General features: G+C 68.0%; 24 protein-coding genes, 1 tRNA gene and 1 pseudogene. 12 read left to right on the forward strand and 14 right to left on the reverse strand.

The window, feature by feature from the left end:
- Positions 1-6: 6 nt before the first annotated feature.
- The 3 genes from ACAM52_RS13195 to ACAM52_RS13205 form a co-directional block, all read right to left on the reverse strand.
- Positions 7-708, reverse strand: a complete 702-nt coding sequence (locus ACAM52_RS13195) for a hypothetical protein (RefSeq protein WP_082818306.1) — start codon at positions 706-708, stop codon at positions 7-9.
- Between the two features lie 48 nt (positions 709-756).
- Positions 757-1,977 (reverse strand): helix-turn-helix domain-containing protein, encoded by a 1,221-nt coding sequence (locus ACAM52_RS13200; protein WP_354343464.1) that lies wholly within the window; start codon positions 1,975-1,977, stop codon positions 757-759.
- Between the two features lie 61 nt (positions 1,978-2,038).
- Positions 2,039-3,034, reverse strand: a complete 996-nt coding sequence (locus ACAM52_RS13205; protein WP_369647261.1) for a Bug family tripartite tricarboxylate transporter substrate binding protein — start codon at positions 3,032-3,034, stop codon at positions 2,039-2,041.
- 104 nt (positions 3,035-3,138) lie between these two features.
- Between ACAM52_RS13205 and ACAM52_RS13210 the strand changes: the two genes are divergently transcribed.
- Positions 3,139-4,068: a LysR family transcriptional regulator gene (locus ACAM52_RS13210; RefSeq protein WP_095947825.1), complete on the forward strand. Its 930-nt coding sequence runs from the start codon at positions 3,139-3,141 to the stop codon at positions 4,066-4,068.
- A gap of 16 nt (positions 4,069-4,084) precedes the next feature.
- Here the strand turns inward: ACAM52_RS13210 and ACAM52_RS13215 are convergent, their stop codons facing one another.
- Together ACAM52_RS13215 and ACAM52_RS13220 are read right to left on the reverse strand one after the other, a co-directional pair.
- Positions 4,085-5,932: a 7TM diverse intracellular signaling domain-containing protein gene (locus ACAM52_RS13215; RefSeq protein WP_369647262.1), complete on the reverse strand. Its 1,848-nt coding sequence runs from the start codon at positions 5,930-5,932 to the stop codon at positions 4,085-4,087.
- Positions 5,933-5,943: 11 nt separating this feature from the next.
- Entirely contained in the window at positions 5,944-6,672 is a 729-nt protein-coding gene (locus ACAM52_RS13220; RefSeq protein WP_369647263.1) for a LuxR C-terminal-related transcriptional regulator, read from the reverse strand.
- A 185-nt stretch (positions 6,673-6,857) separates the two neighbouring features.
- On the opposite strand from ACAM52_RS13220, the gene ACAM52_RS13225 reads away from it, so the two are divergent.
- The 5 genes from ACAM52_RS13225 to ACAM52_RS13245 all read left to right on the forward strand — a co-directional run bounded on the left by ACAM52_RS13225 (position 6,858) and on the right by ACAM52_RS13245 (position 8,893).
- A complete protein-coding gene (locus ACAM52_RS13225; RefSeq protein WP_139705507.1) occupies positions 6,858-7,067 on the forward strand; it encodes a hypothetical protein in 210 nt (69 codons plus the stop codon).
- Between the two features lie 138 nt (positions 7,068-7,205).
- Positions 7,206-7,643, forward strand: a complete 438-nt coding sequence (locus ACAM52_RS13230) for a hypothetical protein (RefSeq protein ID WP_369647264.1) — start codon at positions 7,206-7,208, stop codon at positions 7,641-7,643.
- Positions 7,644-7,702: 59 nt separating this feature from the next.
- On the forward strand, positions 7,703-8,236 hold the full coding sequence (locus ACAM52_RS13235; protein ID WP_062480933.1) for a nucleoside 2-deoxyribosyltransferase: 534 nt from the start codon (positions 7,703-7,705) through the stop codon (positions 8,234-8,236).
- 129 nt (positions 8,237-8,365) lie between these two features.
- Positions 8,366-8,641: a hypothetical protein gene (locus ACAM52_RS13240; protein WP_369647265.1), complete on the forward strand. Its 276-nt coding sequence runs from the start codon at positions 8,366-8,368 to the stop codon at positions 8,639-8,641.
- A 30-nt stretch (positions 8,642-8,671) separates the two neighbouring features.
- The gene (locus tag ACAM52_RS13245; RefSeq protein ID WP_369647266.1) at positions 8,672-8,893 is read left to right on the forward strand and encodes a hypothetical protein; all 222 of its coding nucleotides are present in this window, start codon (positions 8,672-8,674) and stop codon (positions 8,891-8,893) included.
- A gap of 119 nt (positions 8,894-9,012) precedes the next feature.
- On the opposite strand, the gene ACAM52_RS13250 is transcribed toward ACAM52_RS13245, so the two are convergent.
- The 6 genes and pseudogenes from ACAM52_RS13250 to cysS form a co-directional block, all read right to left on the reverse strand.
- Positions 9,013-9,105: transfer RNA gene (locus tag ACAM52_RS13250), tRNA-Ser, on the reverse strand.
- 27 nt (positions 9,106-9,132) lie between these two features.
- Positions 9,133-10,401, reverse strand: a complete 1,269-nt coding sequence (locus tag ACAM52_RS13255) for an aspartate kinase (protein WP_062480939.1) — start codon at positions 10,399-10,401, stop codon at positions 9,133-9,135.
- Positions 10,402-10,456: 55 nt separating this feature from the next.
- The gene (tilS, locus tag ACAM52_RS13260; RefSeq protein WP_159272080.1) at positions 10,457-11,434 is read right to left on the reverse strand and encodes a tRNA lysidine(34) synthetase TilS; all 978 of its coding nucleotides are present in this window, start codon (positions 11,432-11,434) and stop codon (positions 10,457-10,459) included.
- Between the two features lie 20 nt (positions 11,435-11,454).
- The gene (locus ACAM52_RS13265) at positions 11,455-12,435 is read right to left on the reverse strand and encodes an acetyl-CoA carboxylase carboxyltransferase subunit alpha (protein ID WP_056582036.1); all 981 of its coding nucleotides are present in this window, start codon (positions 12,433-12,435) and stop codon (positions 11,455-11,457) included.
- Positions 12,436-12,592: 157 nt separating this feature from the next.
- Positions 12,593-13,218 (reverse strand): annotated as a pseudogene (locus ACAM52_RS13270) (DNA-3-methyladenine glycosylase).
- A 41-nt stretch (positions 13,219-13,259) separates the two neighbouring features.
- Entirely contained in the window at positions 13,260-14,636 is a 1,377-nt protein-coding gene (gene cysS / locus ACAM52_RS13275; protein ID WP_369647267.1) for a cysteine--tRNA ligase, read from the reverse strand.
- A gap of 195 nt (positions 14,637-14,831) precedes the next feature.
- Between cysS and ACAM52_RS13280 the strand changes: the two genes are divergently transcribed.
- The 6 genes from ACAM52_RS13280 (at position 14,832) to ACAM52_RS13305 (ending at position 18,791) form a co-directional block, all read left to right on the forward strand.
- Positions 14,832-15,422, forward strand: coding sequence for a tetratricopeptide repeat protein (locus ACAM52_RS13280; RefSeq protein WP_062480948.1), 591 nt, complete (start codon positions 14,832-14,834; stop codon positions 15,420-15,422).
- 145 nt (positions 15,423-15,567) lie between these two features.
- Positions 15,568-16,116 (forward strand): peptidylprolyl isomerase, encoded by a 549-nt coding sequence (locus ACAM52_RS13285; RefSeq protein ID WP_369647733.1) that lies wholly within the window; start codon positions 15,568-15,570, stop codon positions 16,114-16,116.
- A gap of 27 nt (positions 16,117-16,143) precedes the next feature.
- The gene (locus ACAM52_RS13290; RefSeq protein ID WP_070060416.1) at positions 16,144-16,656 is read left to right on the forward strand and encodes a peptidylprolyl isomerase; all 513 of its coding nucleotides are present in this window, start codon (positions 16,144-16,146) and stop codon (positions 16,654-16,656) included.
- Between the two features lie 25 nt (positions 16,657-16,681).
- Entirely contained in the window at positions 16,682-17,458 is a 777-nt protein-coding gene (locus ACAM52_RS13295) for a UDP-2,3-diacylglucosamine diphosphatase (protein ID WP_095745034.1), read from the forward strand.
- Between the two features lie 15 nt (positions 17,459-17,473).
- Complete coding sequence (locus tag ACAM52_RS13300) at positions 17,474-18,265, forward strand: zinc-dependent peptidase (RefSeq protein ID WP_369647268.1); 792 nt, start codon at positions 17,474-17,476, stop codon at positions 18,263-18,265.
- 232 nt (positions 18,266-18,497) lie between these two features.
- Entirely contained in the window at positions 18,498-18,791 is a 294-nt protein-coding gene (locus ACAM52_RS13305; protein ID WP_369647269.1) for a GYD domain-containing protein, read from the forward strand.
- A gap of 72 nt (positions 18,792-18,863) precedes the next feature.
- Here ACAM52_RS13305 and ACAM52_RS13310 read toward each other — a convergent pair whose 3' ends face one another.
- From ACAM52_RS13310 to ACAM52_RS13320, 3 genes are read right to left on the reverse strand one after another with little or no spacing between them, the layout of a single operon-like run.
- A complete protein-coding gene (locus ACAM52_RS13310; RefSeq protein ID WP_369647270.1) occupies positions 18,864-21,704 on the reverse strand; it encodes a DUF349 domain-containing protein in 2,841 nt (946 codons plus the stop codon).
- Entirely contained in the window at positions 21,701-21,865 is a 165-nt protein-coding gene (locus ACAM52_RS13315; protein WP_167395012.1) for a hypothetical protein, read from the reverse strand. The genes ACAM52_RS13310 and ACAM52_RS13315 overlap by 4 nt, the downstream gene beginning before the upstream one ends.
- Before the next feature lie 27 nt (positions 21,866-21,892).
- Positions 21,893-25,714: a DUF748 domain-containing protein gene (locus ACAM52_RS13320; protein WP_369647271.1), complete on the reverse strand. Its 3,822-nt coding sequence runs from the start codon at positions 25,712-25,714 to the stop codon at positions 21,893-21,895.
- Between the last annotated feature and the right edge of the window lie 679 nt (positions 25,715-26,393).

Here is a 26,393-nt window from a genome sequence, read left to right on the forward strand (position 1 = left end):
TTTCGTTCAGGCCGTGGCCGTCTTCGGGCGACGCACCGCGCGGACCTTGCTGGCCCGGCCGTCGCCGGCGTAGAAGAGCCCCGCGCCGTCGGACTCCAGGCCGCTCACGCCAACGCCGCTGGGCATTTCCAGCCGCGCGATCACGTCGCCGCTGGCGGGGTCGATGCGGCGGATGTCGCTCTGGTCGCCTTCCCAGGTGCCATGCCAGAGTTCGCCGTCGACCCAGGTCACGCCGGTGACGAAGCGGTTCGATTCGATGGTGCGGCGGATCGCGCCGGTCGCCGGGTCGATCTGGTGGATCTTGCGGTCGCGGTACTCGCCCACCCACAGGCTGCCTTCGGCCCAGGTGAGACCCGAGTCGGAGCCGTTGCCGGGCGCGGGAATCGAGGCCAGCACCTTGCCGGTGGCGGCGTCGATCTTGTCGATGCGCGCCTCGACGATCTGATAGAAGCAGGTGCCGTCGAAGGCGGTGCCGGCGTCGCAGGCGACGTCGATGCGGCGCGTGGCTTCGCCGCTCGCGGGGTCGAAGGCGACCAGTTGCCCGCCGGTGGCGGCCCACACCTGGTGGCCGTCGTGCGTCACGCCGTGGATGCGCTCCACGCCTTCGAACGGGCCGTACTCGCGCACGATCTGCGCGGCCTGCACGGCGCCTTCGAATCGGTCCTTGCCTGCCTTCTTGCTCTGACTGCTGTTGCTGCTACTGCTCATGGTGGGCTCCTGTAGGTGCGCCACAGGGGGTAGCGCATGAGCCCGACTCTATTCAATCGGCAGCGCAGCGGGGAGTAACAAGATCGTCGTGAATCCCGCCAGCGGCGGGGCCAGCCAGCGGCGCGCCCTGGCCTGTCCGATGGCGCGCACGCGCCGTTCGGCCTCGAGTTCGGCCAGCGCGCGCTGCACCGTGCGCTGGCTCGCGCCCAGGGCCAGCGCGAGCGCCGAGGTCGACCAGGCCGCGCCGTCGGACAGCAGCGCCACCAGCGAAGCCTGCTCGCCGTCGATGGGCGGTGCCAGCACCACGACCGGACGCGCATCCAGAGGTTGGAGGATGAAGCCCTGCGGCGTGGCCTCGATGCGCGCCATCGGCTTGACGAGCGCGCGCAGCCGGCCGATCTCGACGCGCAGCCGCGCGCGGTGCGTCTCGTCGGGGTCGCGGGTGCGGAAGGCGTCGGCGATCAGCGTGTCGCGGTCGACATCGCCGGGCCAGGCCGCGGCCAGCGCACGCGCCAGCGAGAACAGCACGGGCCGGCGTGCGAGCGAACGCCAGGTGTCGCCGCCCCCGACGCCACGGCGACAGGCATCGACGACGAGCGCATCGGACGCGAGCAGCGCCTCGACCTCCTCGAGGCGCAGGGCCTGTTCACCGCCGGCAGCGATGCGCCGGGCGGCGGGACGTTCGAGCGCGGCGCGCGCCTCCGCCACTTCGGCCAGCAGCGCCGGCACGCGCGCACGCCAGGCCGCGTCGTGCGCGCGGTCGAGCGCCGCGCGTGCCGCAGCGGTGCGCAGTGAGCGCAAGGCCAACTCCGCCGATGCCAGCTCGGCCACCGCCGACAGCAACGGCGGCAGGCTGTGCCCGTCGAGCAGCGACAGCGCGGCGGCGGCCTCGTCGAGCCGGCCGAGCAGCAGCAACCGGCGCGCCGCAATGAGCCGCGCCTGCAGCGCATTGGCCAGGTCGTCGCGTGCTTCGAGCGTGGCGGCCGCGGCGGTCAGCGCGCGCGGCGAGCCGCCCAAGTCGCGCATCGCGAGTGCTACCTCTGCTTCGGCGACGACGCAACGGGCGCGCGCCAGTTCTTCGTGCGCCCCGAAGCCGCTCGCGGCACGCCGCAGCAGCTCGCGCGCACGCGGGTGCTCGCCGAGCTGGGCCATGGCGATGCCGCGCAGCGCGAGCGCCGGCGGGTCGTCGCGCAAGGCCACGCGCTTGAGGGCACCCAGCGCGTCGCCGGCAGCGAGCGCGCGCGCGGAGGCTGCGATGAGGGAATCCATGGGGCCACAGGCTACAACACCGCCGGCGTGCCCCGGCCCGCCTCCTCACGAGGCGGTGTCTTCAGTCCAGCGAGATGCCGCGCTCACGGATCAGCGCGTGCCACTTCTTGGTCTCGGCGAAGGCGTAGGTCTTCATCAGCACGCTGTCGCTCGGCACGGGCTCCCAGCCGCCTTCCTGCAGCTTCTTGCGCACGCCCTCGTTGCCCACCGCCGCCTGCATCTCCTTGGAAAGGCGCCCCTGGATCGCGGCAGGCGTGCTGGCCGGCACCACCAGCCCTTGCCACGCGTAGGCCTCCGAGTCCTTGAAGCCCTGCTCGCCCACCGTGGGCACGGCAGGCAGGATCGGCAGCCGCTTGGCACTGAACGCCATCAGCGGAATGACCTTGCCCGACTGGATGGCGCTGAGCCCCGACGAGGTGTCCACCACCATCAGCGGCACCTGCCCGCCCATCACGTCCTGCAGCGCGGGCGCGGCGCCGCGGTACGGCACGTGCATCGTCGACAGGCCGCTTCGGCTCAGGAACAGCTCCATCGCCAGGTGGTGCGGGCTGCCGTTGCCCGGCGAGGCGTACGACAGCGTGCCCGGCTTGCTCTTGAGCTGCTCCATCAAGGCGCCGATCGTCTTGAGGTTCGTCGAGGGCGCCGCCACCAGCACGAGCGGCGTGCGGGCCATCAGGCCGAGCATCGCGAAGTCGCGGTCGACGGCATAGGGCAGCTTCTTGTAGAGCGCGGGGTTGTACACGAGCACGCCGTTGTCGGCCGTGAACACGGTGTAGCCATCGCCCGGCGACCGGGCCGTGACCTCGGCGCCGATGATGGCGCCGGCACCGGCCCGGTTGTCGACGATCACCGGCTGGCCAGCCTGGACCGACATCTGCGCGCCGATGGTGCGGGCCAGGAAGTCGCTGCCGCCGCCGGCGGGGTAGCCGACGATCCACTTGATCGGCTTGGACGGAAAGGCCTGCGCCTGCGCTTGCGCGTGGCCCCCGCCGGGAGCAAGGACGGCGGCCGCGAGCGAAAGGAAGGCGCGGCGCGCAAGGCGATGAGAAACGGGCATGAACGATGTCTCCTGGCAGTGGTTGTTGTGATGGCGCTGCGATTGGATGCGAGCTTCATTCATGGTTCAATCAGATATTTCTTTCCCACTTATCGGAAAAACCGATGAATGTCACGTTGCGCCAACTGCGCGCCTTCATCGCGGTGGCCCGCGCCGGCAGCGTGACCGAGGCCGCCCTGCGGCTGCACATCACGCAGTCGGCACTGAGCGGCCTCATCAAGGACCTGGAATCGAACCTGGGCGTGCAGATGCTTCACCGCACGACGCGCAAGCTGCAGCTTTCCAGCGCGGGCGAGGTGTTCCTGCCGATGGCCGAGCGCATCCTCCAGGACCTGGGCATGGCGCTCGATGCGGTGTCCGACCTGCGCGAGCTGCGCACCGGCACCGTGCGCATCGCGGTGCCGCAGGTGATGGCGTGCACGGTCATGCCGGAAATCATGGCCGCCTTCGCCCGGAAGTACCCCGGCATCCGCGTGCGCCTGCAGGACTCGATGGTCGAAAGCGTGCTGGGCCGGCTCATCAACGGCGACGTGGACCTGGCCATCGGCCCCGAGCGCGACGCACCCGCCAACGTGGTGGCGCGCACGCTCTTCACCCTGCCCTTCCTCGCGGTGCTGCCGCCGGGGCATCCGCTCACCAAAAAGCAAAGGGTCGCCTGGAGCGACCTGGTCCGCTACCCCGTGATCTCGCTGCAGGGCGAGTACACGCAGCTGCTCAGCGCCGAGCTGTATGCGTCGCCCGGCCGGCTGGAGTTCAGCCCGACGCATGAAGTGGCCTTCCTGACGACGGCGCTGAGCATGGTCGAGCACGGCCTGGGCGTGACCACCTGCCTGCCCTATGCGGGCGTGCTGCTGCAGCGTCAGCAGCTCGAATTCCGCCCCCTCGTCACGCCCGTGCTCAGCCGCAAGTTCCAGGTGTGGCTCAACAAGGACCGGGGACTCTCGCCGTCGGCGCAGGAGTTTCTCGACTTCCTGCTGCAGCACATCGAAGACCACCCCGCACCCGAGGTGCGCGCGTTCCGCAAGGCGCGCTGATCACGCGCAGCGCGCCTCAGCTGCTGCCAGCGCCTGCCACGGGTGCCTGCACCCTCGCCGCCAACCGCGTGCCGCCATCGTCCGCATCGATCTGCAGCGTGCCGCCGATGCGCGCCATGCGCGCCTGCATGCTGCGCAGGCCCAGTCCGCCGATCGATGAGGCCATGGCCACCGCATCGAAGCCCACGCCATCGTCCTCGACGCTCAGCAGCACGCCCGCTTCGCCGTCGGCCAGCAGTTGCACGCGCAGGGTGCGCGCACGGCTGTGCTTCACCACGTTGGCCAGCGCCTCCTCGAGCAGGCGCGTGAGGCCCAGCACCTGGCGCGCGGACAGCGCGCAGGGCCAGGCCGCGGGCGTCTGCCAGTGGCTGCGCACGCCCATCTCCTCGAACAGGCGGCCGAAGCGGTGGCGCATGGGCGCCAGCCATTGCGTGGGCGTGGCGGCCACCGGGGCCGCGCCGCCGCTGTGGGTGTCGATGATCTGGCGTAGGTCGTCGCGCAGCGACTTGAACATCGACAGGTACTGCGGCCGCTGCAGCGCCTCGCCCGACTGTTCCACCAGCGCGATCGAGCGCACCAGCGAACTGCCCAGGCCGTCGTGCAGGTCGTGCGCCACGCTCAGGCGCTCGTGCAGCCGCACGTTGTCGAGTTCCAGGCGGTGTTCGCGGCTGAGCGTGTCGGCCAGCTCGGTGCGCGCCCCGCGCACTTCGCGCGCCAGATCGTCGTTGAAGTTCTCAACGCGGCGCAGGCTGCGCGTGAAGCCGCCCGCCAGGATCAGCGACATGCCGATCATGATCAGCGGCGCCGTGACCACGGTGTAGCCGAAGCGGTCGTCGATGACGCGCAGGATCATCAGCGCGTCGTGCACCGCAGCCACCAGGAAGCCGAAGACGCACAGGGCCAGCAGCAGGTGCTCGGTCTTCTTCGTATCGAGTGCGCGCAGGATGAACTGCACGCAGGCTGCCATAAAAAGCAGCGAGTACGCGATGAACACCGCCAGCGTCGCGACCGACAACTCGGGCTGCGGCAGCAGCGCGATCGCCGCCACGGCCAGCGCGGCCACGGTCCACAGCGCGCGGCCCAGGCGCGGAAAGCGCTGGCCGCCGAAGTGCCACATGAACATGCAGAAGCAGCTCACGTACAGGACCATCCAGGCCGTGATCCAGCGCGACCAGGCATCGGTGGAGTCGAACGGCCACGGCAAGGTGCTGACCACGGTGTTGCTCGCGAACACCAGCCAGGCGATGGCGCTGAGCGCGTACCAGCCGTAGGCGACCTCCTGCCGGCGCATGAGCCACAGCACGAGGAAGAAGCAGCCCAGCGTGATCGAGATGACGAGGTTGACCGCGGGCAGCACGCGCGCGAACAGGCGGCGTTCGTCGTGGTACGCCACCGCCGCGTCCGCCGTGCCGAGCACCACGCGGCCCAGCCCCGAGCCGTACATGCTGCCGCCCACCACCTGCACCCACAGCGTGTTGGTGCCGGGGTTCAGTGCGGCGGCCGGCAGGAAGAAGACGCGCGGCGTGTTCCAGCTGCGGCTCAGCGGCTCGACCAGGCTGGCGTCGCGCCAGAGCAGGTTGTCGTTCAGCGAGATCGCGCCGGCCATGCTCAGGTAGTCGAAGGCCACGCCCAGCTGCGGCGCGTCGTCGCGGCCCGCGCAGGGGCGTTGCCAGTCGATGCGGTACCACACGATGCCCTCGAAGCCGGGCCAGCGTTCGGCCCAGTGGTCGGGCAGCGTCACCGGCTGCCAGCCGTCGATGGGCGGCGGTGCTTCAGGCCCCGCGCCGGCGGTGGCGCGCACGGCCCGCACGCTGTCGATGTGCGGTGCGCACGCCTCGGCCGCCCATGCCGTGTGCGCGAACAACCACCACAGGCTCAGGCCAGCAAGCCACGCGAACGCGCTGCGAAAACGGCGCGCGTGCGCGAGGAAACGGTGAGCTTGCGGTAGATGTTCTTGATGTGGCATTCGACGGTGTGCCGCGACAGGAAGATCTGCTCGGCTATCTCGCGGTTGGTCAGGCCTTCGGCAACCAGTTGGAGGATCTGCAGTTCGCGCGAGGTCAGCACATCTTCGCCGACGCGCCCCGGCGTGGCCGGCGGCGCCTGCGTGAGGTCGAGGATGCGCCGCGCGATGAAGGGATCAATCGGTGCCCCGCCGCGCAGCACGCTGCGGATCGACAGCAGCAGCTCCAGGTCGTCGCGCTCCTTGAGCACGTAGCCGGTGGCGCCGGCGCGCAGCGCGTTGAGGATGAGGTCGTCGGTGCTCCAGGCGGAGATCACGAGGATGCCGGGGCCGTCGTCGGCGTTCATTGCCGCAACGGTCGGCGCGCTCATCTGCGCGATCAGCTCCACGCCGTTGCCGTCGGGCAGGCCCAGGTCGACCAGCGCCAGCGCGAACGACTGGCGCGCGAGTTCGATGCGCGCATCGGCCAGCGTGGCCGCAAGCACCAGCACGTCGTTGCCGTAGCCCAGCTGGTTCAGGATGCCGACGATGCGCCGCTGCATCAGCGCGTCGTCCTCGACGATGAGCACGGGCGCCGGCAGGTCGGGACTGGGCGGCGGCGTCATCGCCGGGCCGTCGGGGTGGGGAGAGAAAGCGGACATCAGGACGGTTCGGACAAGGTGAGAAGCATGCCCGAATCATCACCCAGGCTTCGCGCGCGAGACTGCAGTGTCCCCTCGCGGCGGCGCTGCGGCCATCACCAGATCTGGGGGTTCTGGTGGCGCGGCGCGGCATCGGTCGGCCTTCGCCTACAGACAGGCACCACGCGAGCAGACATGGTGGGGCCATGACACATCCGATCGAACTCATCATCGACGAGCCGGCGCCCGGATCCTTTGTCTGGCGGCTGCTTGAAACCGACACCGACGGTGCGCATCCCACCGTCCTTCGCTGCGCCTTCGACCCGGTCGAGAGCTACGAGCTCGCCCTGGCCTCGGGACAGCGCGCCCTGCGCAGCGAGATGCGCGCGCACGGCACTACAACAGAAGGCCACTGAGCGTCAGCATGCGCTGACGGCGGCTTCGCGAGGCGTCCTACCGCTCTCGCGCCGTCGGTTCCTAGGATGGTTTTCGGGCGCCGGTTCTCTTGCGCTTGTCGCAACGAGGCAACCGCCGGCGCCTTCAAGGAGATGACCATGCAAAGAAAGCTCATGTGGATGTGCGCCGCTGCCGTGTCCTGTCTCACGGCCGTCTCGGCGCAAGCGCAAGTGAACCCGCCGCCCGCGGCCACGGTCGATCCGGCGGTCGCCGAATACAAGGCGGCCCGCGACAAGATCTCGGCCGACTACAAGACCGACCGCGCCGCTTGCGATGCCATGAAGGACAACGCCAAGGATGTCTGCGTCGAGGAAGCCAAGGGCAAGGAAAAGATCGCCAAGGCCGAGCTCGACCAGAAGATGAAGCCCAGCGACAGCCACGCGCGCAAGGTGGCTGAAGCCAAGGTGGAAGTGGCCTACAGCGTCGCCAAGGAAAGATGCGACGACCAGAAGGGCGAAGCCAAGTCGACCTGCGTGAAGCAGGCCAAGGCCGATGAAAGCAAGGGCATGGCCGAAGTCAAGGCGATGAAGAAGTAACCAACCGGGCCGCAGCCCTTCCCGTTGGCGCTGGCCGGGGGCGGTCGCATACTCGACAGATGCCCTCCTCTTCCACGCGTCCACGGGTCTACCTCGCCGGCCCCGACGTGTTCCGACCCGACGCCGCGCAGTACTTTGCCGCGCTGGCATTGGCCTGCGACGCGCTCGGCATGACGGCCGTGCCGCCGTTCGACGGCAAGGCGGCCGGCCCCGACCCCGCGCGCCGGATCTACGAGGAGAACATGAAGCTGCTGCGGTCGGCGGACGGCGTCATTGCCAACCTCGCGCCGTTTCGCGGGCTGGAGCCGGACTCGGGCACGGTGTTCGAGGTCGGCGTGGCCATTGCGCTCGGCCTTCCGGTGGCCGCCTACGGCGTTCCGCCGGGCACCTATGCGCAGCGCGCCGCCACGGCCGGCGTCGTCGGCCGCGACCCGGACGGCAGCCTGCGCGACCCCGAGGGCACGCTGATCGAGGATTTCGGGCTGCCGCTGAACCTCATGCTGGCCTGCTCGGTGCGCTTTTCGGACCTGGCGACCGACGCCTTGCGGGTGCTGGCCGAGGTGTTGGGGTCTGCACCTGCCCAGCGGCAGTGAGCAAAAATTGTGAAATAAGTCACAAATCAAAGGCAAGGCATCACCAATTCTGGGGAGTAAGTCCCGCGAAGTAAGCCTTTCAGCCTCTTTTTGCGTTGGACACACCAACGCCCCAAAAAGGAGGCCCGGATGCCCCCCTCAGATCAACAAGCAGTTTTCGAAGCGGCGGGCCGCCTGGGTTCCATGGAGGTCCTGACCACGCAGACCAGCGCCGTCGTCTCGATGCTGCGCGCGCTGTACGCCGCGCACCCCGAGCCGGCCAAGGTCCGCTACCACTTCGACCGGCTGATCGGCCAGCTGCTGACCAGCCCCTACCTCAGCCACGACCCGGATCACGCGCTGATCCTCCAGGACACGGCCGCGACCCTCATGCGGCCACCGCTCGAACCCGACCCGGTGCGCTGAGCATCGGATGCACACCCAGGAGACACTGAAATGAGTTTTGAAAAAATCAAGCTCCGGTTCGGCCGGTCGTTCCGTCGCGGCGATCGCGTCGTCTGCGAAGGCCGGCTCGGCACCATCACCGGGGCGACCTATCCGCATGTGCGGGTGCGCTTCGACGGACGGCAGATTGCGGTGCCTTGCGATCCTTGCGAACTGCATGTGGGCACAGCGCCGATCGCGACGCTGCCCGTGCTCGGACCGCTGCCGTCCTGAAGACATCGCCTCGCCTTTTCGGCGGGCAGCCACGCATTGCGAGCAGACGCAAAAAAGCCCCGACTGGCGGGGCTCTTTTGGGCTGTTTGATCACTGCAAGGTGATCAGGAAGCCAATCCTGGCGGAACCGGAGGGATTCGAACCCTCGATGAGGCTCTACACCCCATACTCCCTTAGCAGGGGAGCACCTTCGGCCACTCGGTCACAGTTCCTGAAAGCAACCGCAATTATGCCATTACTTAAGCGCTCGGTTGGTCCAGATCGAACGCTTTATGCAGTGCGCGCACCGCCAATTCCATATATTTTTCGTCGATCACGACCGAGGTCTTGATTTCGCTGGTCGAGATCATCTGGATGTTGATGCCCTCTTCGCTCAACACACGGAACATCTTGCTCGCAACACCCACGTGGCTGCGCATGCCGATGCCCACGATGCTGACCTTGCAGATCTTGGTGTCACCCACGATTTCGGTGGCGCCCAGCGAAGGCATCACCTTCGACTCCAGCAGCTCGACCGTGCGCGCGAACTCGTTGCGATGCACGGTGAAGCTGAAGTCGGTCTTGCCGTCCTTGCTGAGGTTCTGGATGATCACGTCGACTTCGATGTTGGCGTCTGCCACGGCACCGAGGATGTGATACGCGATGCCCGGCTTGTCGGGCACGCCGAGCACCGAGATCTTGGCTTCGTCGCGATTGAATGCGATGCCGGATACGACGGCTTGTTCCATGTTTTCGTCTTCCTCGAAAGTGATCAGCGTGCCGGACTTGGCCTCTTCATTGATGTCGATGTCCCATGCGGTGAAGCTCGAGAGCACACGCAGCGGCACCTTGTACTTGCCGGCGAATTCCACCGAGCGGATTTGCAGCACCTTGGAGCCCAGGCTGGCCATCTCGAGCATCTCTTCGAAGCTCACGGTGGTCAGACGGCGCGCATCGGGCTCGACGCGCGGGTCGGTGGTGTAGACGCCGTCGACGTCGGTGTAGATCAGGCACTCGCTGGCCTTCATGGCCGCCGCGATGGCCACGGCCGAGGTGTCGCTGCCGCCACGGCCCAGCGTGGTGATGTTGCCCTCGTCGTCCACGCCCTGGAAGCCGGTGATGACCACCACGCGACCGGCTGCGAGGTCGGCACGCACCTTGGCGTCGTCGATGCTCTCGATGCGGGCCTTGGTGTACGAGTTGTCGGTGCGCACCGACACCTGCCAGCCCGCGTAGCTCACCGACTCCACGCCCTCGGCCTGCAGCGCCATGGCCAGCAGTGCCGACGACGCCTGTTCGCCGGTGGAGGCGAGCATGTCGAGTTCGCGGTGATAGGCCACGCCGGGTTTGCCCGGGGAGAGCTCCTTGGCAAGACCGAGCAGGCGGTTGGTTTCGCCGCTCATGGCGCTGGGCACCACGATCATCTGGTGACCCGCACGCGCCCATTTGGCGACGCGCTTGGCGACATTGCGGATGCGCTCGGTCGAGCCCATCGACGTGCCGCCGTATTTGTGAACGATCAATGCCATGGATGAAATCAGAGAAAGATAAAGGGCCGCCTGGAAAGCGGCGCCCTGCAAGCCGTCAGAGCGAAGTCTTCAGCGAGGGCGGGGCATTGTACCAATGCAGCCGCTCTCCCCTGCGCTCGGCGAAGCCCGCGCCCACCTTGAGGTGGATGCGGTGGCCGCGCGTGGTGCAGGCGCGGACCTGGTCCAGCAGCTGGTCGAGCTGCGCCGCGCTCGGTGCGCAGCCGTGCGACTGCATCAGCCAGTGGCGCAGCACGTTGGCTTGCCGCGCGCGGGACAGCGCCTGCAGCGGCCGCAGCTGCGGCGGTTCACCGACCACGGCCAGGTCCTGCGCCGCCAGTTCGCCCAGCAGCTGCTGGGCCTGCGCCGCGTGGCCGATGCTGCGGGCGAAGGTCGCACGAAACTGCGGGAAGGTGTCCGCCAGCGCCGGCAGCAGCACGGCGCGGATGCGGTTGCGGGTGTAGCGCGCGTCGGCGTTGCTCGGGTCTTCGATCCACGGCAACTGCTGTTGCACCAGCCAGCTGCGGATGTCGGCCGCTGGCACTGCGAGCAGCGGCCGGTGAATGTTCAATCCGTCGCGCACCGCATGCGCGGGCATGGCCGCCAAGCCCGGCAGGCCGGCGCCGCGGGACAGCGCCAGCAGCAGTGTTTCGATCTGGTCATCGGCATGGTGCCCCAGTGCAATGGACGACACGGCAGGCCGCGCCCCATCGGCTTGCGCCATGGCGGCATACGCCTGATAGCGTGCGCGTCGTGCCGCATCCTCGGGACTGTCGCCTAAGGCATGCCTCGCATCGACCCGGTGCGTCACCAACGGCACACCGAGCTGTTCGCAGAGCCGCGCGCACTGCCGCTCGAAATCGTCGGCCGCCGCCTGCAGGCCATGGTGCACGTGAAAGGCGATCACTTGCCCCGGCCATCGCGTCGCGCAGGCCGCGAGCAAGGCGGTCGAATCCGCGCCGCCGCTGAAGCCGACGGCCAGCGGCAGGCTCGCCGGTTCGAACGCGGCCATGGCGCGTTCGAAGGCTTCGCTCATGATGGAAAAGGGAAAGCCGCTCAGCGGCTGTTGTCGGCCTTGGTGTCGTTGAACCGGCCGTAGCTCTGCAGGCGCTCGTAGCGGCGGTCCAGCAGTTCCTTCGTCTTCAGGTCGCTGACCTGGCGGAAGGCGTCGTTGAGCGCGCGCTTGAGGAACGCGGCCATCTGGCGATGGTCGCGGTGCGCGCCGCCGACGGGTTCGTTGACGATCTTGTCGACCAAGCCCAGCGCCTTCAGGCGGTGCGCCGTGATGCCCAGTGCATCTGCGGCTTCCTGCGCCTTGTCGCTGGTCTTCCAGAGAATGGACGCGCAGCCTTCGGGGCTGATCACCGAGTAGATCGAGTACTGCAGCATCACGAGCTGATCGCCGACCGAGATGGCCAGCGCGCCGCCCGAACCGCCTTCACCGATGATGGTGACGATGATGGGCACCTCGAGCTGCGCCATCTCGAAGATGTTGCGGCCGATGGCTTCCGACTGGCCGCGCTCTTCGGCGTCGATGCCGGGGTAGGCGCCGGGCGTGTCGACGAAGGTGAACACCGGCAGCTTGAATTTCTCGGCCGTCTTCATGAGACGCAGCGCCTTGCGGTAACCCTCGGGCTTGCTCATGCCGAAGTTGCGCGCGGTGCGCTCCTTCGTGTCGCGGCCTTTCTGGTGACCGAGCACCATGCAGGGCACGCCATTGAAGCGCGCGAGACCACCGACGATCGACAGGTCGTCCGAGAAATGGCGGTCGCCATGCAGCTCGACGAAGTCCGTGAAGATTTCGTTGACGTAGTCGAGCGTGTACGGGCGCTCCGGATGCCGCGCGATCTTGGTGATCTGCCAGGGCGTCAGGTCGCTGTAGATGTCTTTGGTGAGTTGCTGGCTTTTCTTGCCGAGCTGATCGATTTCTTCCGAGATGTCGACCGCCGATTCGGTCTGTACATAACGCAGTTCTTCGATCTTTGTTTCGAGTTCAGCAATGGGCTGCTCGAAGTCGAGGAAGGTTCGTTTCGCCAACGTCTTCTCCTGTTTATTTCATCAATTGACCGGCCATCCGGCTCTTTTGCATTCATTCCAGAAACACCGAGGAACCGGCTTTGCCGGGCCTGCGGTGTTGCCCCCTCGAAGGGGGTTGGCGAAGCGACACGAAGTGCGCGAAGCCTGGGGGTGATCCTTAGTAAACGACCGGCACGGGGTCCAGCGATCGCCAAATATACCAAGTCGCCACGCTGCAATACGGCGCCCAGCCACGGCGACATCGCGGGCATCGCTGCGGCTGACCGGGTCGCCCGAAAAATAGTTCACGCTGATGCCGTTGAGCAGGCCCTGGTCGTCGACCGGCAGCACGTTCGGGCGCATCAGGTGGAAGATGAGGAACATCTCGGCGGTCCAGCGGCTGATGCCGCGGATCGCCACGAGCTCCTCGATGATGAGCTCATCCGACATGTCTTTCCAGCGATCGACGTGCACGGTGCCCGAATCGAAATTCAGGGCCAGGTCGACCAGGTATTCGATCTTGCGCGCCGACAGCCCGGCGCCGCGCATGTCGTCGACCTTGAGCTTGAGCACGTTGGCCGGCGTGAGCTTGCGCGGCAGCGCCGCGAACTTGTCCCAGGTCGACTGCGCGGCCTTCACCGAGATCTGCTGGCCCACGATGCTGCGCGCCAGCGTGGTGAAGGCGTCGCCGCGCGACTCGAGGCAGGCCTCGCCGAACTTCGGAATGAGCCGCTTCATCACGCGGTCTTTCTTGGCCAGGTGCTTGCAGGCTTCCTCCCAATAGTCCGGCGTGTAGATGCGCACGCTGGTCTGCTGGGTGGCGGGTACGGGGTTCGTCGTTCCGTTCACTGTGCAGCCGCCCAGGTCGTTCCCGTGGGCGAATCCTTGAGCACGATGCCCTGCTCGAGGAGTTCCTGGCGAATGCGATCGGCCTCGGCGAAATTCTTCGCCGCCTTGGCCGCCGCGCGTGCATCGATCTTCGCCTGGATGGTGGCTTCGTCGAGCGTGGTGCCCGCCTGCAGGAACGCCTTCGGATCGCCTTGCAGCAACCCGAGCGTGCCGGCCAGCGCCTTGAGCAGGCCCGCGGTGTCTGCGGACTTCGTGCGATTGACTTCGCCGGCCAGCTCGAACAGCACGGCGATGGCTTCGGGCGTGCCGAAGTCTTCGTCCATCGCCGCCTTGAAACGCGCCGCGTGGGGCTGCGTCCAGTCGATGGCCACGGCCGCGGGCGCCACCAGGTCGAGGGCGGTGTACAGGCGCTTGAGCGAGTTGCGCGCGTCGTCGAGGTGCGCGTCGCTGTAGTTCAGCGCGCTGCGGTAATGCGTGCGCACGAGGAAGAAACGCAGGCTCTCGGCATCGTACTTCTGCAGCACTTCGCGGATGGTGAAGAAGTTGCCCAGGCTCTTGGACATCTTCTCGTTGTCCACGCGCACGAAGCCGTTGTGCACCCAGAAGCGCGACAGCGGCTTGCCGTTGGCGCCTTCGCTTTGCGCAATTTCGTTCTCGTGGTGCGGGAACTGCAGGTCGGCGCCGCCACCGTGGATGTCGAAGGTCTCGCCGAGCGTGGCGCAGCTCATGGCCGAGCACTCGATGTGCCAGCCCGGACGGCCGGTGCCGAAGGGGCTGTCCCACTTGGCGTCGTCGGGCTCGGTCGGCTTGGCGGATTTCCAGAGCACGAAGTCGAGCGGGTCCTGCTTGCCGTCGAGCACGGCGACGCGTTCACCGGCATGCAGTTCGTCGAGCGACTTGCCCGAGAGCTTGCCGTAGCCCGGGAACTTGCGCACGGCGTAGTTCACGTCGCCGTTGTCCGAGCGGTAGGCCAGGCCCTTGCGTTCCAGCGTCTCGATGATGCCGAGCATCTGCGGCACGTACTCGGTGGCGCGCGGCTCGATGGTGGGCGGCTCGATGCGCAGCGCACCGATGTCCTCGTGCATGGCCGCGATCACCTCGTCGGTCAGCGCGCGGATGGTGATGCCGCGCTGGACCGCGCGGGCGATGATCTTGTCGTCGATGTCGGTGATGTTGCGCACGTAGGTCACGGCATAGCCGCTGGCGCGCAGCCAGCGCTGCACCACGTCGAACGCCATCATCATGCGGGCGTGGCCGATGTGGCACAGGTCATAGACGGTCATGCCGCACACGTACATGCGAACCTGTCCAGGTTGCAGGGGGGAGAAATCCTCCAATTCACGCGACAGCGTGTTGTAGATGCGCAGACTCATGGGACTCGGAAAGCGTTGATTCGCGCACGTGCGGTACGGGCGAGCAACGGTGTATTTCAGGGGTGACGGGGGCGTGGCTACGAGGGGTTCGACGTGGCCCCTCGGCTACAATGCGACGCAGTATAAACGGCTGCCGCCGCGCAGCATCCGGGTGTTCTCCAGGCCCCCGCTCTCCCCCAATCCTGCCGAGGCTTCATGAAGCACGCCGCGTTCTCCAGACTCCCCATCGCCTTTGCACTGCTGTTCGGTCTGTGGGGCTTCGCCGCGCACGCCAACGACTACGACGACGTCAACCTCCTGCTGCGCCAGGGCAAGTCCGCCGAGGCGCTGGCCAAGGCCGACACCTACATCGCCGGCAAGCCGCGCGACCCGCAGATGCGCTTCCTGCGCGGCGTGATCCTCACCGAGCAGAACAAGACCGCCGACGCGATCACCGCGTTCACGCAGCTCACGCAGGACTTCCCGGAACTGCCCGAGCCCTACAACAACCTCGCGGCGCTGTACGCGTCGCAGAGCAAGTTCGACCAGGCCCGCGCCGCGCTCGAAACCGCGCTCAAGCTCAGCCCCAACTACGCCACCGCGCACGAGAACCTCGGCGACGTGTACGCGCGCCTGGCGGCCCAGGAATACCAGCGCGCCCAGCAATTCGCTACCACCAATGCAAGCGTCGCGCCCAAGCTCGCGCTGATCCGCCAGATCTTCACGCCCAAGGCCGCGGCCGATGCGGCCGTGCTGCCGGCGGCGCCGCCCGAAGTGCGCAAGCCCGTGGGCCGCACGACCAAGTAACAGCCTCTTGCAATCCGGCGGTGCGCACACAGTTGCCTCCCAACCTGCGCCATCGCAGGCCCACCGCCCTCCCCTCCACCCGCACACGGAGCCTCATTTGACGACCTCTGCACTTTCCCGTTTCAGCCGCCGCGGCGCCCTCGCACTGGCCGCGGCCCTGGCCCTCGGCGCCGCCGCCGGCGCGCACGCCCAGCAGGCCGCGCCGCGCGTCAAGCTCGCCACCTCGGCGGGCGACATCGTGGTCGAGCTCGATGCGGCCAAGGCCCCCAAGACGGTCGAAAACTTCCTGCAGTACGTCAAGGACAAGCACTACGACGGCACGGTGTTCCACCGCGTCATCGACGGTTTCATGATCCAGGGCGGCGGCTTCACCGCCGACCTGCAGCAAAAGCCCACGCGCCCGCCGATCCCGCTCGAGGCCAACAACGGCCTGAAGAACGACAAGTACACGATCGCGATGGCCCGCACCGGCAACCCCAATTCGGCCACCTCGCAGTTCTTCATCAACGTGAAGAACAACGATTCGCTCAACGCGCCCAACCCCGACGGCTACGGCTACACCGTGTTCGGCAAGGTCGTCGCCGGCACCGACGTGGTCGACAAGATCCGCGCCGTGCAGACCGGCAACAAGGGCGGCATGCAGAACGTGCCCGTCGAAACCCTCACCATCAAGTCCGCCACGCTGGCGAAGTAATCTCGTTTCCGAAGAAGGAGCTAACTCATGAGCAACCCCCAAGTCGAACTGCACATCAAGAACTACGGCGTCATCACGCTCGAACTCGACGGCGTGAAGGCACCGAAGTCGACCGCCAACTTCATCGAGTACGTGAAGAAGGGCCACTACGACAACACGGTGTTCCACCGCGTGATCCCCGGCTTCATGGTGCAAGGCGGCGGTTTCGAGCCCGGCATGAAGCAAAAGCCCACCGGCGCCGAGATCGAGAACGAAGCCAACAACGGCCTCAAGAACGCCAACTACACCGTGGCCATGGCCCGCACGAGCGCACCGCACTCGGCCACCGCCCAGTTCTTCATCAACGTGGCCGACAACGGCTTCCTGAACCACACCGCCCCCTCGGCCCAGGGCTGGGGCTACGCGGTGTTCGGCAAGGTCACGGGCGGCACCGATGTCGTCGACAAGATCAAGGCCGTGAAGACGGGCCGCAAGGGCTTCCATGACGACGTGCCCCTCGAGGACGTCGTGATCGAAAAGGCAGTCGTCACTGTCGAGTGATGCACTTCAGGCACGGCGCAGCGGCATGACCCCGGTGGCGAACCCGGCTTTCTCCGAGCTGGTGGCGCCGCCCGCGTGGCGCACCGTCGACCTGATTTCCGACCTGCACCTGCAGGCCAGCGAGCTGGCCACCTTCGAGGCCTGGCAGGGCTACCTGCAGACCACGCCGGCCGATGCGCTGGTCATCCTCGGCGACCTGTTCGAGGTGTGGGTGGGCGACGATGCCGCCGCCCAGCCCGGCTTCGAGGCCCAGTGCGTCGAGCTGCTGCAACGCACCGCACAGCGCCTGCCGGTGTTCTTCATGCACGGCAACCGCGACTTCCTCGTCGGCAAGGCCTTTGCCGCGCAATGCGGCCTGACGCTACTCGACGACCCGACGGTACTGGTGCTGCACGGCGAACGCTGGCTGCTGAGCCATGGCGACGCCCTCTGCCTCGAAGACACCGACTACCTCCAGTTTCGTGCCCAGGTGCGCACGCCTGAATGGCAGGCCGCATTCCTCGCGCGTCCGCTGGAAGAGCGCCGCGCCCTCGCTCGCGCCATCCGCGCACAGAGCGAAGACCGCAAGCGCGATCCCTCGACCCTCTGGGCCGACGTGGACGCCGACGCTGCCCGCCAATGGCTGCAGCACGCGGGCGCCAGCGCGCTGATCCACGGCCACACCCACCGCCCCGCTGTCCACGACCTGGGCCATGGCCTGCGTCGCATCGTGCTGAGCGACTGGGATGCCGCCGCCCATCCGCCGCGTGCGCAGTTGCTGTGCCTGTCGGCTGCCGGCGCGCAGCGCGTCGACCTGCGCTAGCCGCACCGCCCGCCGATGTTCAAGTGGCTGCGCCGGCTGCGCACCCTGCCCCCGATTCCCGACGCCGCCTGGCGCGCCACGCTCACGCGCTACGCCTTCCTGGGCGAGTTGCCGCCCGCGCAGCAGCAACAGCTGCGCACGCTGGCGGCCGAGTTCCTGCGGGACAAGGAATTCCATGGCACGCAGGGCTTCGTCATCACCGACGAGGTGGCGCTGGCCATCGCGGCGCAGGCCGTGCTGCCGGTGCTGCACCTGAAGGACGGGCTCGACTGGTACGACGATTTCGTCGGCATCGTGGTGCATCCGTCCGAGGTGGTGGCGCCACGCAAGGTCGTCGATGACGCGCTGGTCGTGCACGAATACGAAGAGGTCGTCGCCGGCGAGGCGATGGACCAGGGCCCCGTCATGCTCAGCTGGCAGGACGTGCTCGCGAGCAGCGTCAGCAGCGAGGGCGGCTACAACGTCGTGATCCACGAGTTCGCCCACAAGATCGACATGCGCAACGGCATCGCCGACGGCTGCCCGCCGCTGCCAGCCGGCTTCATGGGCCGGCGCAGCGCACGCGAGGCGCGTGCGGCCTGGATGGCCGTGCTGCAGCCGGCCTACGACGACTTCCGCGAAAAGACCATCCTCGCCGAACGCTTCGGCGCCGAGCCGCCCTGGCTCGACGATTACGGTGCCACCTCGATCAGCGAGTTCTTCGCGGTGGCCTGCGAGGCCTACTTCGTGAATCGGCCGAACTTCGCGCGGGACTTCCCGGGAGTGCTGGCTCTCTTCGATGCGTTCTTTCGGCCTGCGCAGGCCTGACCGCCCCTCACATCTGGTTTCCTTGCTTGCGCGCGCGATCGCGGTCCGCATACCTCGTCCTGAGTAGGCGCTGATCGGGGGCGCCTTGCCTTTGCAGGCCCCAGGCGTAGCATCGCTGCGGCCATCGCCCTCCACAGCACCGCTGCGCGCCCGATGACCTGGAGCGTCGCCATCGGGGGCGGCGTTGCTTCATGTGATTCGTCCCCCGCGGATAACAACACAGGAGCAGAAAATGGTGACCTATATCGGCATGCTGAGCTTCACGGACAAGGGCATCCAGAGCGTCAAGGAAACCACCAAACGCGCTGCCGCCGCCAAGGAAACCGCCCAGAAGCTCGGCGTCAACATGCGCGAGATCTTCTGGACCATGGGCGACTGCGATGTGGTCTGCGTGCTGGAGTCCGAGGACGAGCAGGCGCTCTGTGCATTCAGTCTGGCCATCGCCATGCAGGGCAATGTGCGCACGCGCTCCCTGCGCGCCTATACCGCCAGGGAAATGGACAAGATCCTGGCCAAATTGCCTTGAGCCGGGACGGGTCGACACGCATGAAAAAGCCCGCACGCGGCGGGCTCTTTCTCATGAATGCGCGCTGGCGCCTTATTTGCGCAACAAGGCCTTCAGTGCGTTCTGCAGACGGCGCGCAGTGGCGGCGTCGTGCGCGGCGGCGAGCACCTTGCCGGCGTCCTGACCCCAGGTCTGTGCCGGCGTCGGATCGCCACGCTTCGTCAGCAGCTTGAGCTGCAGCGCGCGGCGTGCGTCGAGTTGCTCGGCGGGCGTCGGCACTTCGGCGGCCATCTCCAGACGCAGCAGCGCTTCGGCGGCATCGCTCGCGGCGGCCGTCGGTGCGGCACCCACGGCTTGCGACCATTGCGTGCGCACGGCCGGCGTCACGGCACGGCCCAGTTCCTGCACGCTGGGCAGGCGGGCGGCATCGCGCTGCTCCCAGGCGCCGAGCACCTGAGTGAGCGCTTCGCCGTGGGCCTGCGCGGCCAGCTTGCGCAGCGCCATGTCGGCACGCTCGAGCGCTTCGCGCTGCGCGCGGAAGGCGGCATCGCCCAGGCGCGGGCCGCGGTCTTCGCGCGGCGGGCGGTCGCCGAAACGGCCGCCGCCCGGCGCGCCGCGATCGCCACCACGGGCATCGGGACGCGGGCCGCCACGGTCGTTCGGACGGCCGGGGCCGCCGGCACCGGGACGGCCACCGTCGCGGCGATCACCGAAGCGACCCGTGCCGCGAGCGGCCGGTGCGGCTTCGGCCTTCTTGCTGCTGGGCCGGTCGTCGCCACGCATGGCGACCACGGGCTTGGGTGCGGGCTTCGGCGGCGCGGCCGGTGCGACGCTCGCAGCCTCACCGGCTTCGTGCGCAGCGCTGTCGCTGCGGGCCGAGGCATCGGCACCGTCTGCAGGCGCAACCAGATCCGGCGCATCGGCCGCTGCGACCGCGGGTGCGGACGGCGTGGCTTCGGCATCGCTCGAACCCGGCGTCTGCTCGGCGCTTTCGCCGAACTCGGCGGCGGCCTGGCCGGGGGCCTCGACACCGGTGGCGCCGACCGAGGGGCCGTCGCTCGTGGTGGCGGGTGCCGGTGCGGGCACTTCACCGCGCAGTGCGGCTTCGAGGCCGGCGATAGCGGCGCGGATCTTCTGTGCGTCGCCGCCGGCATTGGCCGCGTCGAGCGCCTTGGAGGCTTCGAGCACATGGCGGTCGTGCTCGCTCATGGCGGCCGATGCCTTTTCGCGCTCGACCGTCTTGCGGTTGAAGGCTTCGTCGATGGGTGCGCGGAACGCGTCCCACAGCTTCTGTTCGTGGCGGCGGTCGAGCGGCACGCTCTGCGCCTCGTGCTGCCAGCGCTGTTGCAGCGCCTTCACGGCGTCGATGCGCAGCATCGGCTGGGCACCCAGCTCGGTGGCTTCGGCGATCATGGCCTGGCGACGTTCGACGCTGGCCTTCTGAGCGGTTTCGAACGGGGCACGGGCGGCACCGAACGCTTCATTCCACAGCGGTTGCAGCTCGGCGAACACCTTCTCGCCCACGTGGCCGGCATCGCGCCAGCGGTCGGCGAACTGGTGCAGCGCGCGGTTGTGCGCCTTCAGGTCGGTGGCGCCGGCATGCGCGGCGGCCCAGGCCTTGACCTCTTCGATCAGCGCGACGCGCAGGGCGCGGTGTTCGGCGGCATCGGCACGCACCTTCTCGAGCCAGGCCTCGACGACCTTGTGGGCTTCGTTGCAGGCTTCGTCGAAACGCTTCCACAGCGCGTGGTTCGGCACGCCGCCCTGGTCGGCCTGCTTCCACTGGTCGCGCAGGGCGCGCAGGGTTTCCTGCATCTTGCGGCCACCAAGGGCCTGGCCTTCGGGGCGCTTGAGCAGGCCTTCGGCCTTGGCGACGAGGTCTTCGCGGACCTTGTCGGCGCTCCAGCGCTGCCAGCCTTCGAGTTCGCCGGCGGCGACCAGTGCAGCATGCACGCGGGCTTCGAGCGGCGCGTCGACCAGCTTGCCGTGTTCCTTGAGCACGGCGCGCAGCGCAGCGGCGGCGCCGGCACTGGCCTTGCCGTGGCCTTCGGCGGTTTCCTGTTCGAGCTTGGCGAGGGCGGCCTGCACGGCATCTTGTGCCGCAGCGCGCACGGCCGGGTCGACCTTGGGTGCGGCGGGACGGGCGGGCGCGGCGGGCTTGGGCGCCACCACCTCGCCGCGTGCGGCGCGCAGTTCGTCGGCCCAGACGGGCACCGGGGGCAAAGGCGCGGCGGCATCGGCGGCTGCGGCCACGGCCTGCGCCAGCGCGCCGTGGAACGAATCGGACACCACGAGCAGCTGCGACTTGGAAGCTTCGAGCTGGGGGGCGAACTTGGCGTCGAGGCTGTTCCAGTTGGCATCGGCCACGATGTCGGCGGCCTGCTGCTGCCAGTGGGTCACGTCGGCGCGCAGCGATTCCTCGGCGGCCTGGGCGTCCTTCCAGCCCTTGGTGGACAGCACTTCGAAGCGCTGCGCCAGCAGGACGGCGGCTTCGCGGTGGACCTGCGCACGGTGCTGCAGGTCTTCGATGCCCTTGACGCGCTCGGCCAGCTGGGCCTTCAGCCCGGCCAGCGGTTCGCGCGACAGCGGTGCGCCGGCCTTGGCGGCGTCACGCTGCCAGGCCAGTGCGTCGGCGATGTTGAGCTTGGACTGCGCCAGCAGCGTTTCGGCCTTCTGCGCCCATTCGGCGGCGATGGCTTCCTGGCCCTTGGCGCGTTTGATTTCGTCGAGCTTTTCGCGCAGCAGGCGCGCGGCGCCCTTGTCGCGGCCGCTCAACTCCTTGAAGACCTCTTGCATCTGCTCGGACGAAGGGTTGCCCGCGAGCCAGTCGCGGATGCGCGCGGCGCGCTCGCCCGAGGTCGGCGCGGTGAAGGCGCCGCCGGTGAGCGTGTCGAGGGCCTGGAGGTCGTGTGGCTTGGAAGAAGTAGAGGTCACTGCGCGAAATCGTTGTCTTGGTAGAGAAAGCGAAGGCGCCGGCAAAGGCCGGCGCACATCGACATTTTCACCCAGTTGGCGAACAGCCCGCCGAATTCCGTGTCGGAACTGCGGCGCGCACCGTTCAGCGGGCTGAAAAGGGCCCGCAGGATATATGGCAAGGCGAGGCGAAAGCCAAGCCCCGCCAGCTATTTCATGGTCAGGCTCAGCTCGGCGCCGGGCTTCCAGTCGCTGCCGCTGGCCGTGGTGCGCACGGCCCCCAGGAACAGGCGCTCGCTCGGCAGCTTCTGCGCCAGCAGGTAGTCGCGCACGACGGCACCGCGCTCGACGGCGAGCTGGCGCATCGATTCCTCGTCGACCGGCACGCTGGCCAGCAGCAGGTTTTCCATTTCCTTCACCGGCAGGTCCTTGGCCAGGCCGACCATGTTGCGCGGCTTGGTGATGTCGGAGCGCTTGTAGACGGCTGTGAGCAGCTCCGGGTATTCGGCATCGGTCACCGGCGCCACCTCGGTGCCGGTCTGGCCGCCGCGCACGGCGACGCGGCGCTTCTCGGCCTGAGTCAGCTGGCGCAGGCGCTGGCGCTGGTAGGCGTCGCGCTCCTTCTCAAGGCTGGAGGTACCCACCACGGTCATCTGCAGCGTCGGCCGCTCGGTCAGGGCCTTCACGACCTTGTCCAGGCTCTCCTTGGCGCCGCTGCTCAGCGTGGAACTGCCGGGCTCGAAGGTGATGGCGCTCGAATCGCCGCTGCCGCCACCGCCCAGGCCGCCGGTCAGCAGGCTGAACGGCGCGGTCACGGCCTTGACGATCAGGTTGACCACCGCCTTGAAGATCAGCGGGCCGATGCTGAACTGCGGGTCGTTGAGCGAGCCGCGCAGCGGCAGGTCGACATCGATCACGCCGTTGCGGTCGGCCAGCAGGGTCACGGCCAGGCGCACGGGCAGGCTGTTGGGCGCGCCGGCCACCTCGTCGCCGAACTTCAGCTGGTTGAGCACCAGCTTGTTGGTGGCGGTGAGCTGGCCGTCGGGCGCGATCTTGTAGTTGACGTCCATGCTCATCTTGCCGCGCTCGATGCCGTGGCCCGCGTAGCGCACCGAGTACGGCGACAGCGGGGCCAGGTCGAGGTCGCGCATCTTGGCCGTGATGTCGAGTTCGAGCGGCTTGGCCAGCGGGTTGAGCTTGCCGGTGATTTCCAGCGCCGCGGTCTGCTGCGCCTTGCCGCGCAGCTCGAGGTCCGCCAGCGCCGGGCGGCCGCCCTGCCCGTTCAGCGGGTTCGACGAGAAGGAACTGAGCTTGCCGGTCAGCTCGCTCAGGTCGGCCGAGTAGTTGGGCTTGACGAACAGGTCGGTGAAGTCGATCTTGCCGTTGACCAGGCTCATCGGACCGAAGTTGATGACCGGTGCCGGGCCGCTATCGGCCGCAGGCGCGGCAGCCACGACGGGTGCAGACGCAGCCGGCGCAGGCTCGGGCGCGCCGCCGACCATGGCTTCGGCCGACACCGGCGCACCGCCCGAAGCCCGCTGCGGCGCCGAGGCGGTCGGCGTGCGGGTCGTGGTGGTCGTGCCGCCCGGGCCCTTTTTGGTGCTGGCTTCGGCGGCGATGGCCGCGGCGGCCTTCGAGGCTTCCTCGCCCTTTTTGGTCAGGCTCAGCAGGTTGAGGCGGCCGGTGGGGTCGACGATCACGCGGGCGAAGAAGTCGGTCAGCGTGGTTTCGCGCACGTCCACTGTCGGGGCCGCGTTGGGTGCGAGGCTGACCTGCAGGCCGCGCAGGCTCAGGGTCTTCCAGCTCAGCAGCTGGCTGTTGCCGCGGTCGAAGCCCGGCGACTGGGTCAGCGAGACGCTGTTGGCGCGGAAGTCGTCCAGCGCGGTGTCGCCGGCCAGCTTCAGGCTCATGCCGGCCGGTGCGCTCGCGTAGCGCACCGTGCCGCGGTAGTTCGCGAAGGCTCGGCGGATGTCCACATTGAGCGCGTCGGCGTAGTAGGCCTTGAAGGCATGCGCCGGAAACGACGCCACCTCGAGCCGCCCCTCGGCCGCCAGCGGCTTGAGCACGATGTTGCCCTTGTAGTCGAAGCGCCCCGGGTCCGCGCGGCGGCCGGCGCCGATGCGGCCCGACACCTGCAGCGGCGAGACGGTGTTCGTATCGGGTGCGATCTTCTGGGCCAGCAGCTTGAAGGCCGTGACCTCGATCGCCACCGGCGCCGAGCCGGCCTTGTCCGCATAGGACAGGCTGCCGTTGTCGACCGCCAGCGTGCCCAGCGTCAGCGCCCAGGGCTTGGTGTTGGCGCTGTTGGGGCGCGCCGCGCCGGCGTCGGCCGGCTTGGGCGCCGCCACCTTGGCGCCGCCGGCCGGGGTCTTGAGCCAGCGCTCGAACATCCAGCGCTTCTCGTTGTCGCGCTCGACGCTCACCTTCGGGTTGGTCGCGGTGAACGACGCGATGTTCAAGGTGTGCTTGGTCATGTCGACCTCGGCGTCGACCAGTTCGAAGCGCCCGACGCTGGCCAGCGCGGTCTTGGCCTGGGTCAGCGCCAGGCCGTCGGCGGCCAGGCGGCGCGCCTTGAACTTCAGGTCGGGCTGGGCCCAGGACACGTCGATCTGGCCGCTGAGTTTGCCGTCGAGCGTGGGCTCCAGGCTCTGCGCCAGGTATGGCGCGGCCAGCGACAGCGGCAGCGCCTCGACCTCGGTCTGCACGTCGGCGACCTTGTCGGTGGCGTTGCCCTTGAACTTCAGCGTGGCGCCCGCGACGGCGGTGCTGCCGTCGAACTGCGCGGGCTTTTCCATGGGCCAGGTGACGGCCGTGAGGTTGATGCCGAGGTCGGTGAGGTCGATGGCCGCGGCGGGCTTGACGGTTTCGTCGCGCCAGCCGACACGGCCGCCGTCGAGCGCGATCTTGTCGACCTGCACCTTGAGCTTGGGCTTCTCGACGGCCGGTTTGCCGTCCGCCGCGCTCGCGGCGGGCGCAGGCAGCGGCGCCACCTTTTCGGCCGCGCCGGTCGCGGGGTCGGTGGCCATCAGGTTGAGCTGGCCGGCGGCGTCGCGCGCCACCACCAGCTGCGGCTTGGTCAGCGCGACCTCGCTCAGGTGGAACACCGACTCCAGCGGTCGCACGTCGGCCAACGCCAGCTTGAGCGAGTCGAAGCCCAGCAGGTCGCGCCCGCGCGCGTCGCCCAGCTTGGCGCCGTGGGCCTCGACCGTGCCGGTGATCTTCAGGCCGATGGTGCTGGTCTGCTGGAAATCAATCTTCAGGTCGGCATCCAGGCTGCCGGCCTGCAGCTTCACCGGCAGGCCGCCGGGGATGTAGCCCAGGTAGGGCACGAGGTCGAGCCCCTTGAACTGCACGTGGGCATCGGTCTTGCGGCTTTGCGCGAACGGGGTCGTGAAGGCGGCCGAGTCGAACTGGCTGCCGTTGAGCGCAAAGGCCAGCTTGGGCTCGGTCGTGATCTCGCGCTTGGAGGCGAGGTTGCTCAGGAACGGCACGTTCAGCATGAAGCCGCGCAGCTCGTGCCGGCGCTTGACGGTCTGGTCGTCGAAGTCGACCGCGCCGTCCTTGATCGAGATGTTGTAGATCGCGAAGCGCGCGGACTCGGCCTTCGGATCGGGCGGCGGGCCCGAGGCCAGCTTGGCCAGGATGTCGTCGATGTCGTACTTGCCGTCGGCCAGGTGCGTGAGCAGCACCGCGGGCGCCTCGACCGTCACCGCGTCGATCACCGGCGCAAGGCGGAACAGCGATTGCAGTTCGGCGTCGGCATAGATGCGCTTGATGGCCACCTGCGGCTGCTTGCCGTCGGCGGTGGCGATGCGCAGGTCATTCAGTGCGAGCTCGAGCGTCCAGGGCTTGAAGTCGATCTTGCCGACGGTGACCTGCCGGCCCAGCTTTTCGCTCGCGATCTTCTGGAGCTGGCTCTTGGCGATCGGCGGCACCGCCAGCCACGCGATGACCCACAGGGCCAACAACACCAACAACGCGACGACCCCACGCCGCACCCATTTGTTCTGTTTGATCGAAGCAGCATCCATCCGCAGAAGTGTGCCGCAAACAGATGCCAACAAAGTCTGCCGAAACGTGAATGCGTTCCCTTTTGGCGAGGCGTTGTGATGCGAAGGCAATCACCGCCGGCGTGGATAGGCCAAAAGTGCGCGCCCCGAAAACAAGAAAGCCCGGTGAGTCGACGAAGTGTCTTGTCACCGGGCTTGATGGCGGGCTCAAAACCCATGCCATCGATTCGCGCGACCGGAAGTAATGGTTCCCGCCGTGCTGGCAGCAAGAGATTGCCGCCGCGGAGTCCTCCATCGTTCGAGTCCTTGACTTGCACCTCGGACTGCCTGACTTCGGAAAAACGCCTGAAACCTCAGGCCCGTCCAGATTAGGCGTCTCACCCTTCCTTTGCAAATCCCTTTTTCCAAGGGATTTCCCGTAGGCCTGCTCCCCTTGGCAGCCCCTCGGACGGGGGGATTCTTCAAGCACTTATTAACATATGAAACCAAATCCTTATGCTTGACCGTGTATTTAGCCACGATAGAATCCCGCCTGCCCTTGCTGCCGGACGCAGCAGGGCCTCCCTGAATCCGCTGCCGAATTCCACCGGCGTGATCAGGCCGCCGCGCTCCCTACCCCACCCCCTCCATGCGCGGAGCCTGATTCGTACATACCAATCCAAGCGCCGCTGCCTTCATCCACCGCCCTTTCAGGCGCTGC

The organism is Variovorax sp. V118 (assembly GCF_041154445.1).
Taxonomy (GTDB): domain Bacteria; phylum Pseudomonadota; class Gammaproteobacteria; order Burkholderiales; family Burkholderiaceae_C; genus Variovorax; species Variovorax boronicumulans.

What these genes read in the sequence shown, in the direction of transcription:
- ACAM52_RS13195 (WP_082818306.1), bottom strand. Translation starts at nt 708, where the DNA reads ATGAGCAGTAGCAGCAACAGCAGTCAGAGCAAGAAGGCAGGCAAGGAC.
- ACAM52_RS13200 (WP_354343464.1), bottom strand. Translation starts at nt 1,977, where the DNA reads ATGGATTCCCTCATCGCAGCCTCCGCGCGCGCGCTCGCTGCCGGCGAC.
- ACAM52_RS13205 (WP_369647261.1), bottom strand. Translation starts at nt 3,034, where the DNA reads ATGCCCGTTTCTCATCGCCTTGCGCGCCGCGCCTTCCTTTCGCTCGCG.
- ACAM52_RS13210 (WP_095947825.1), top strand. Translation starts at nt 3,139, where the DNA reads ATGAATGTCACGTTGCGCCAACTGCGCGCCTTCATCGCGGTGGCCCGC.
- ACAM52_RS13220 (WP_369647263.1), bottom strand. Translation starts at nt 6,672, where the DNA reads ATGTCCGCTTTCTCTCCCCACCCCGACGGCCCGGCGATGACGCCGCCG.
- ACAM52_RS13225 (WP_139705507.1), top strand. Translation starts at nt 6,858, where the DNA reads ATGACACATCCGATCGAACTCATCATCGACGAGCCGGCGCCCGGATCC.
- ACAM52_RS13230 (WP_369647264.1), top strand. Translation starts at nt 7,206, where the DNA reads ATGCAAAGAAAGCTCATGTGGATGTGCGCCGCTGCCGTGTCCTGTCTC.
- ACAM52_RS13235 (WP_062480933.1), top strand. Translation starts at nt 7,703, where the DNA reads ATGCCCTCCTCTTCCACGCGTCCACGGGTCTACCTCGCCGGCCCCGAC.
- ACAM52_RS13240 (WP_369647265.1), top strand. Translation starts at nt 8,366, where the DNA reads ATGCCCCCCTCAGATCAACAAGCAGTTTTCGAAGCGGCGGGCCGCCTG.
- ACAM52_RS13245 (WP_369647266.1), top strand. Translation starts at nt 8,672, where the DNA reads ATGAGTTTTGAAAAAATCAAGCTCCGGTTCGGCCGGTCGTTCCGTCGC.
- ACAM52_RS13255 (WP_062480939.1), bottom strand. Translation starts at nt 10,401, where the DNA reads ATGGCATTGATCGTTCACAAATACGGCGGCACGTCGATGGGCTCGACC.
- tilS (WP_159272080.1), bottom strand. Translation starts at nt 11,434, where the DNA reads ATGAGCGAAGCCTTCGAACGCGCCATGGCCGCGTTCGAACCGGCGAGC.
- cysS (WP_369647267.1), bottom strand. Translation starts at nt 14,636, where the DNA reads ATGAGTCTGCGCATCTACAACACGCTGTCGCGTGAATTGGAGGATTTC.
- ACAM52_RS13280 (WP_062480948.1), top strand. Translation starts at nt 14,832, where the DNA reads ATGAAGCACGCCGCGTTCTCCAGACTCCCCATCGCCTTTGCACTGCTG.
- ACAM52_RS13290 (WP_070060416.1), top strand. Translation starts at nt 16,144, where the DNA reads ATGAGCAACCCCCAAGTCGAACTGCACATCAAGAACTACGGCGTCATC.
- ACAM52_RS13295 (WP_095745034.1), top strand. Translation starts at nt 16,682, where the DNA reads ATGACCCCGGTGGCGAACCCGGCTTTCTCCGAGCTGGTGGCGCCGCCC.
- ACAM52_RS13300 (WP_369647268.1), top strand. Translation starts at nt 17,474, where the DNA reads ATGTTCAAGTGGCTGCGCCGGCTGCGCACCCTGCCCCCGATTCCCGAC.
- ACAM52_RS13305 (WP_369647269.1), top strand. Translation starts at nt 18,498, where the DNA reads ATGGTGACCTATATCGGCATGCTGAGCTTCACGGACAAGGGCATCCAG.
- ACAM52_RS13320 (WP_369647271.1), bottom strand. Translation starts at nt 25,714, where the DNA reads ATGGATGCTGCTTCGATCAAACAGAACAAATGGGTGCGGCGTGGGGTC.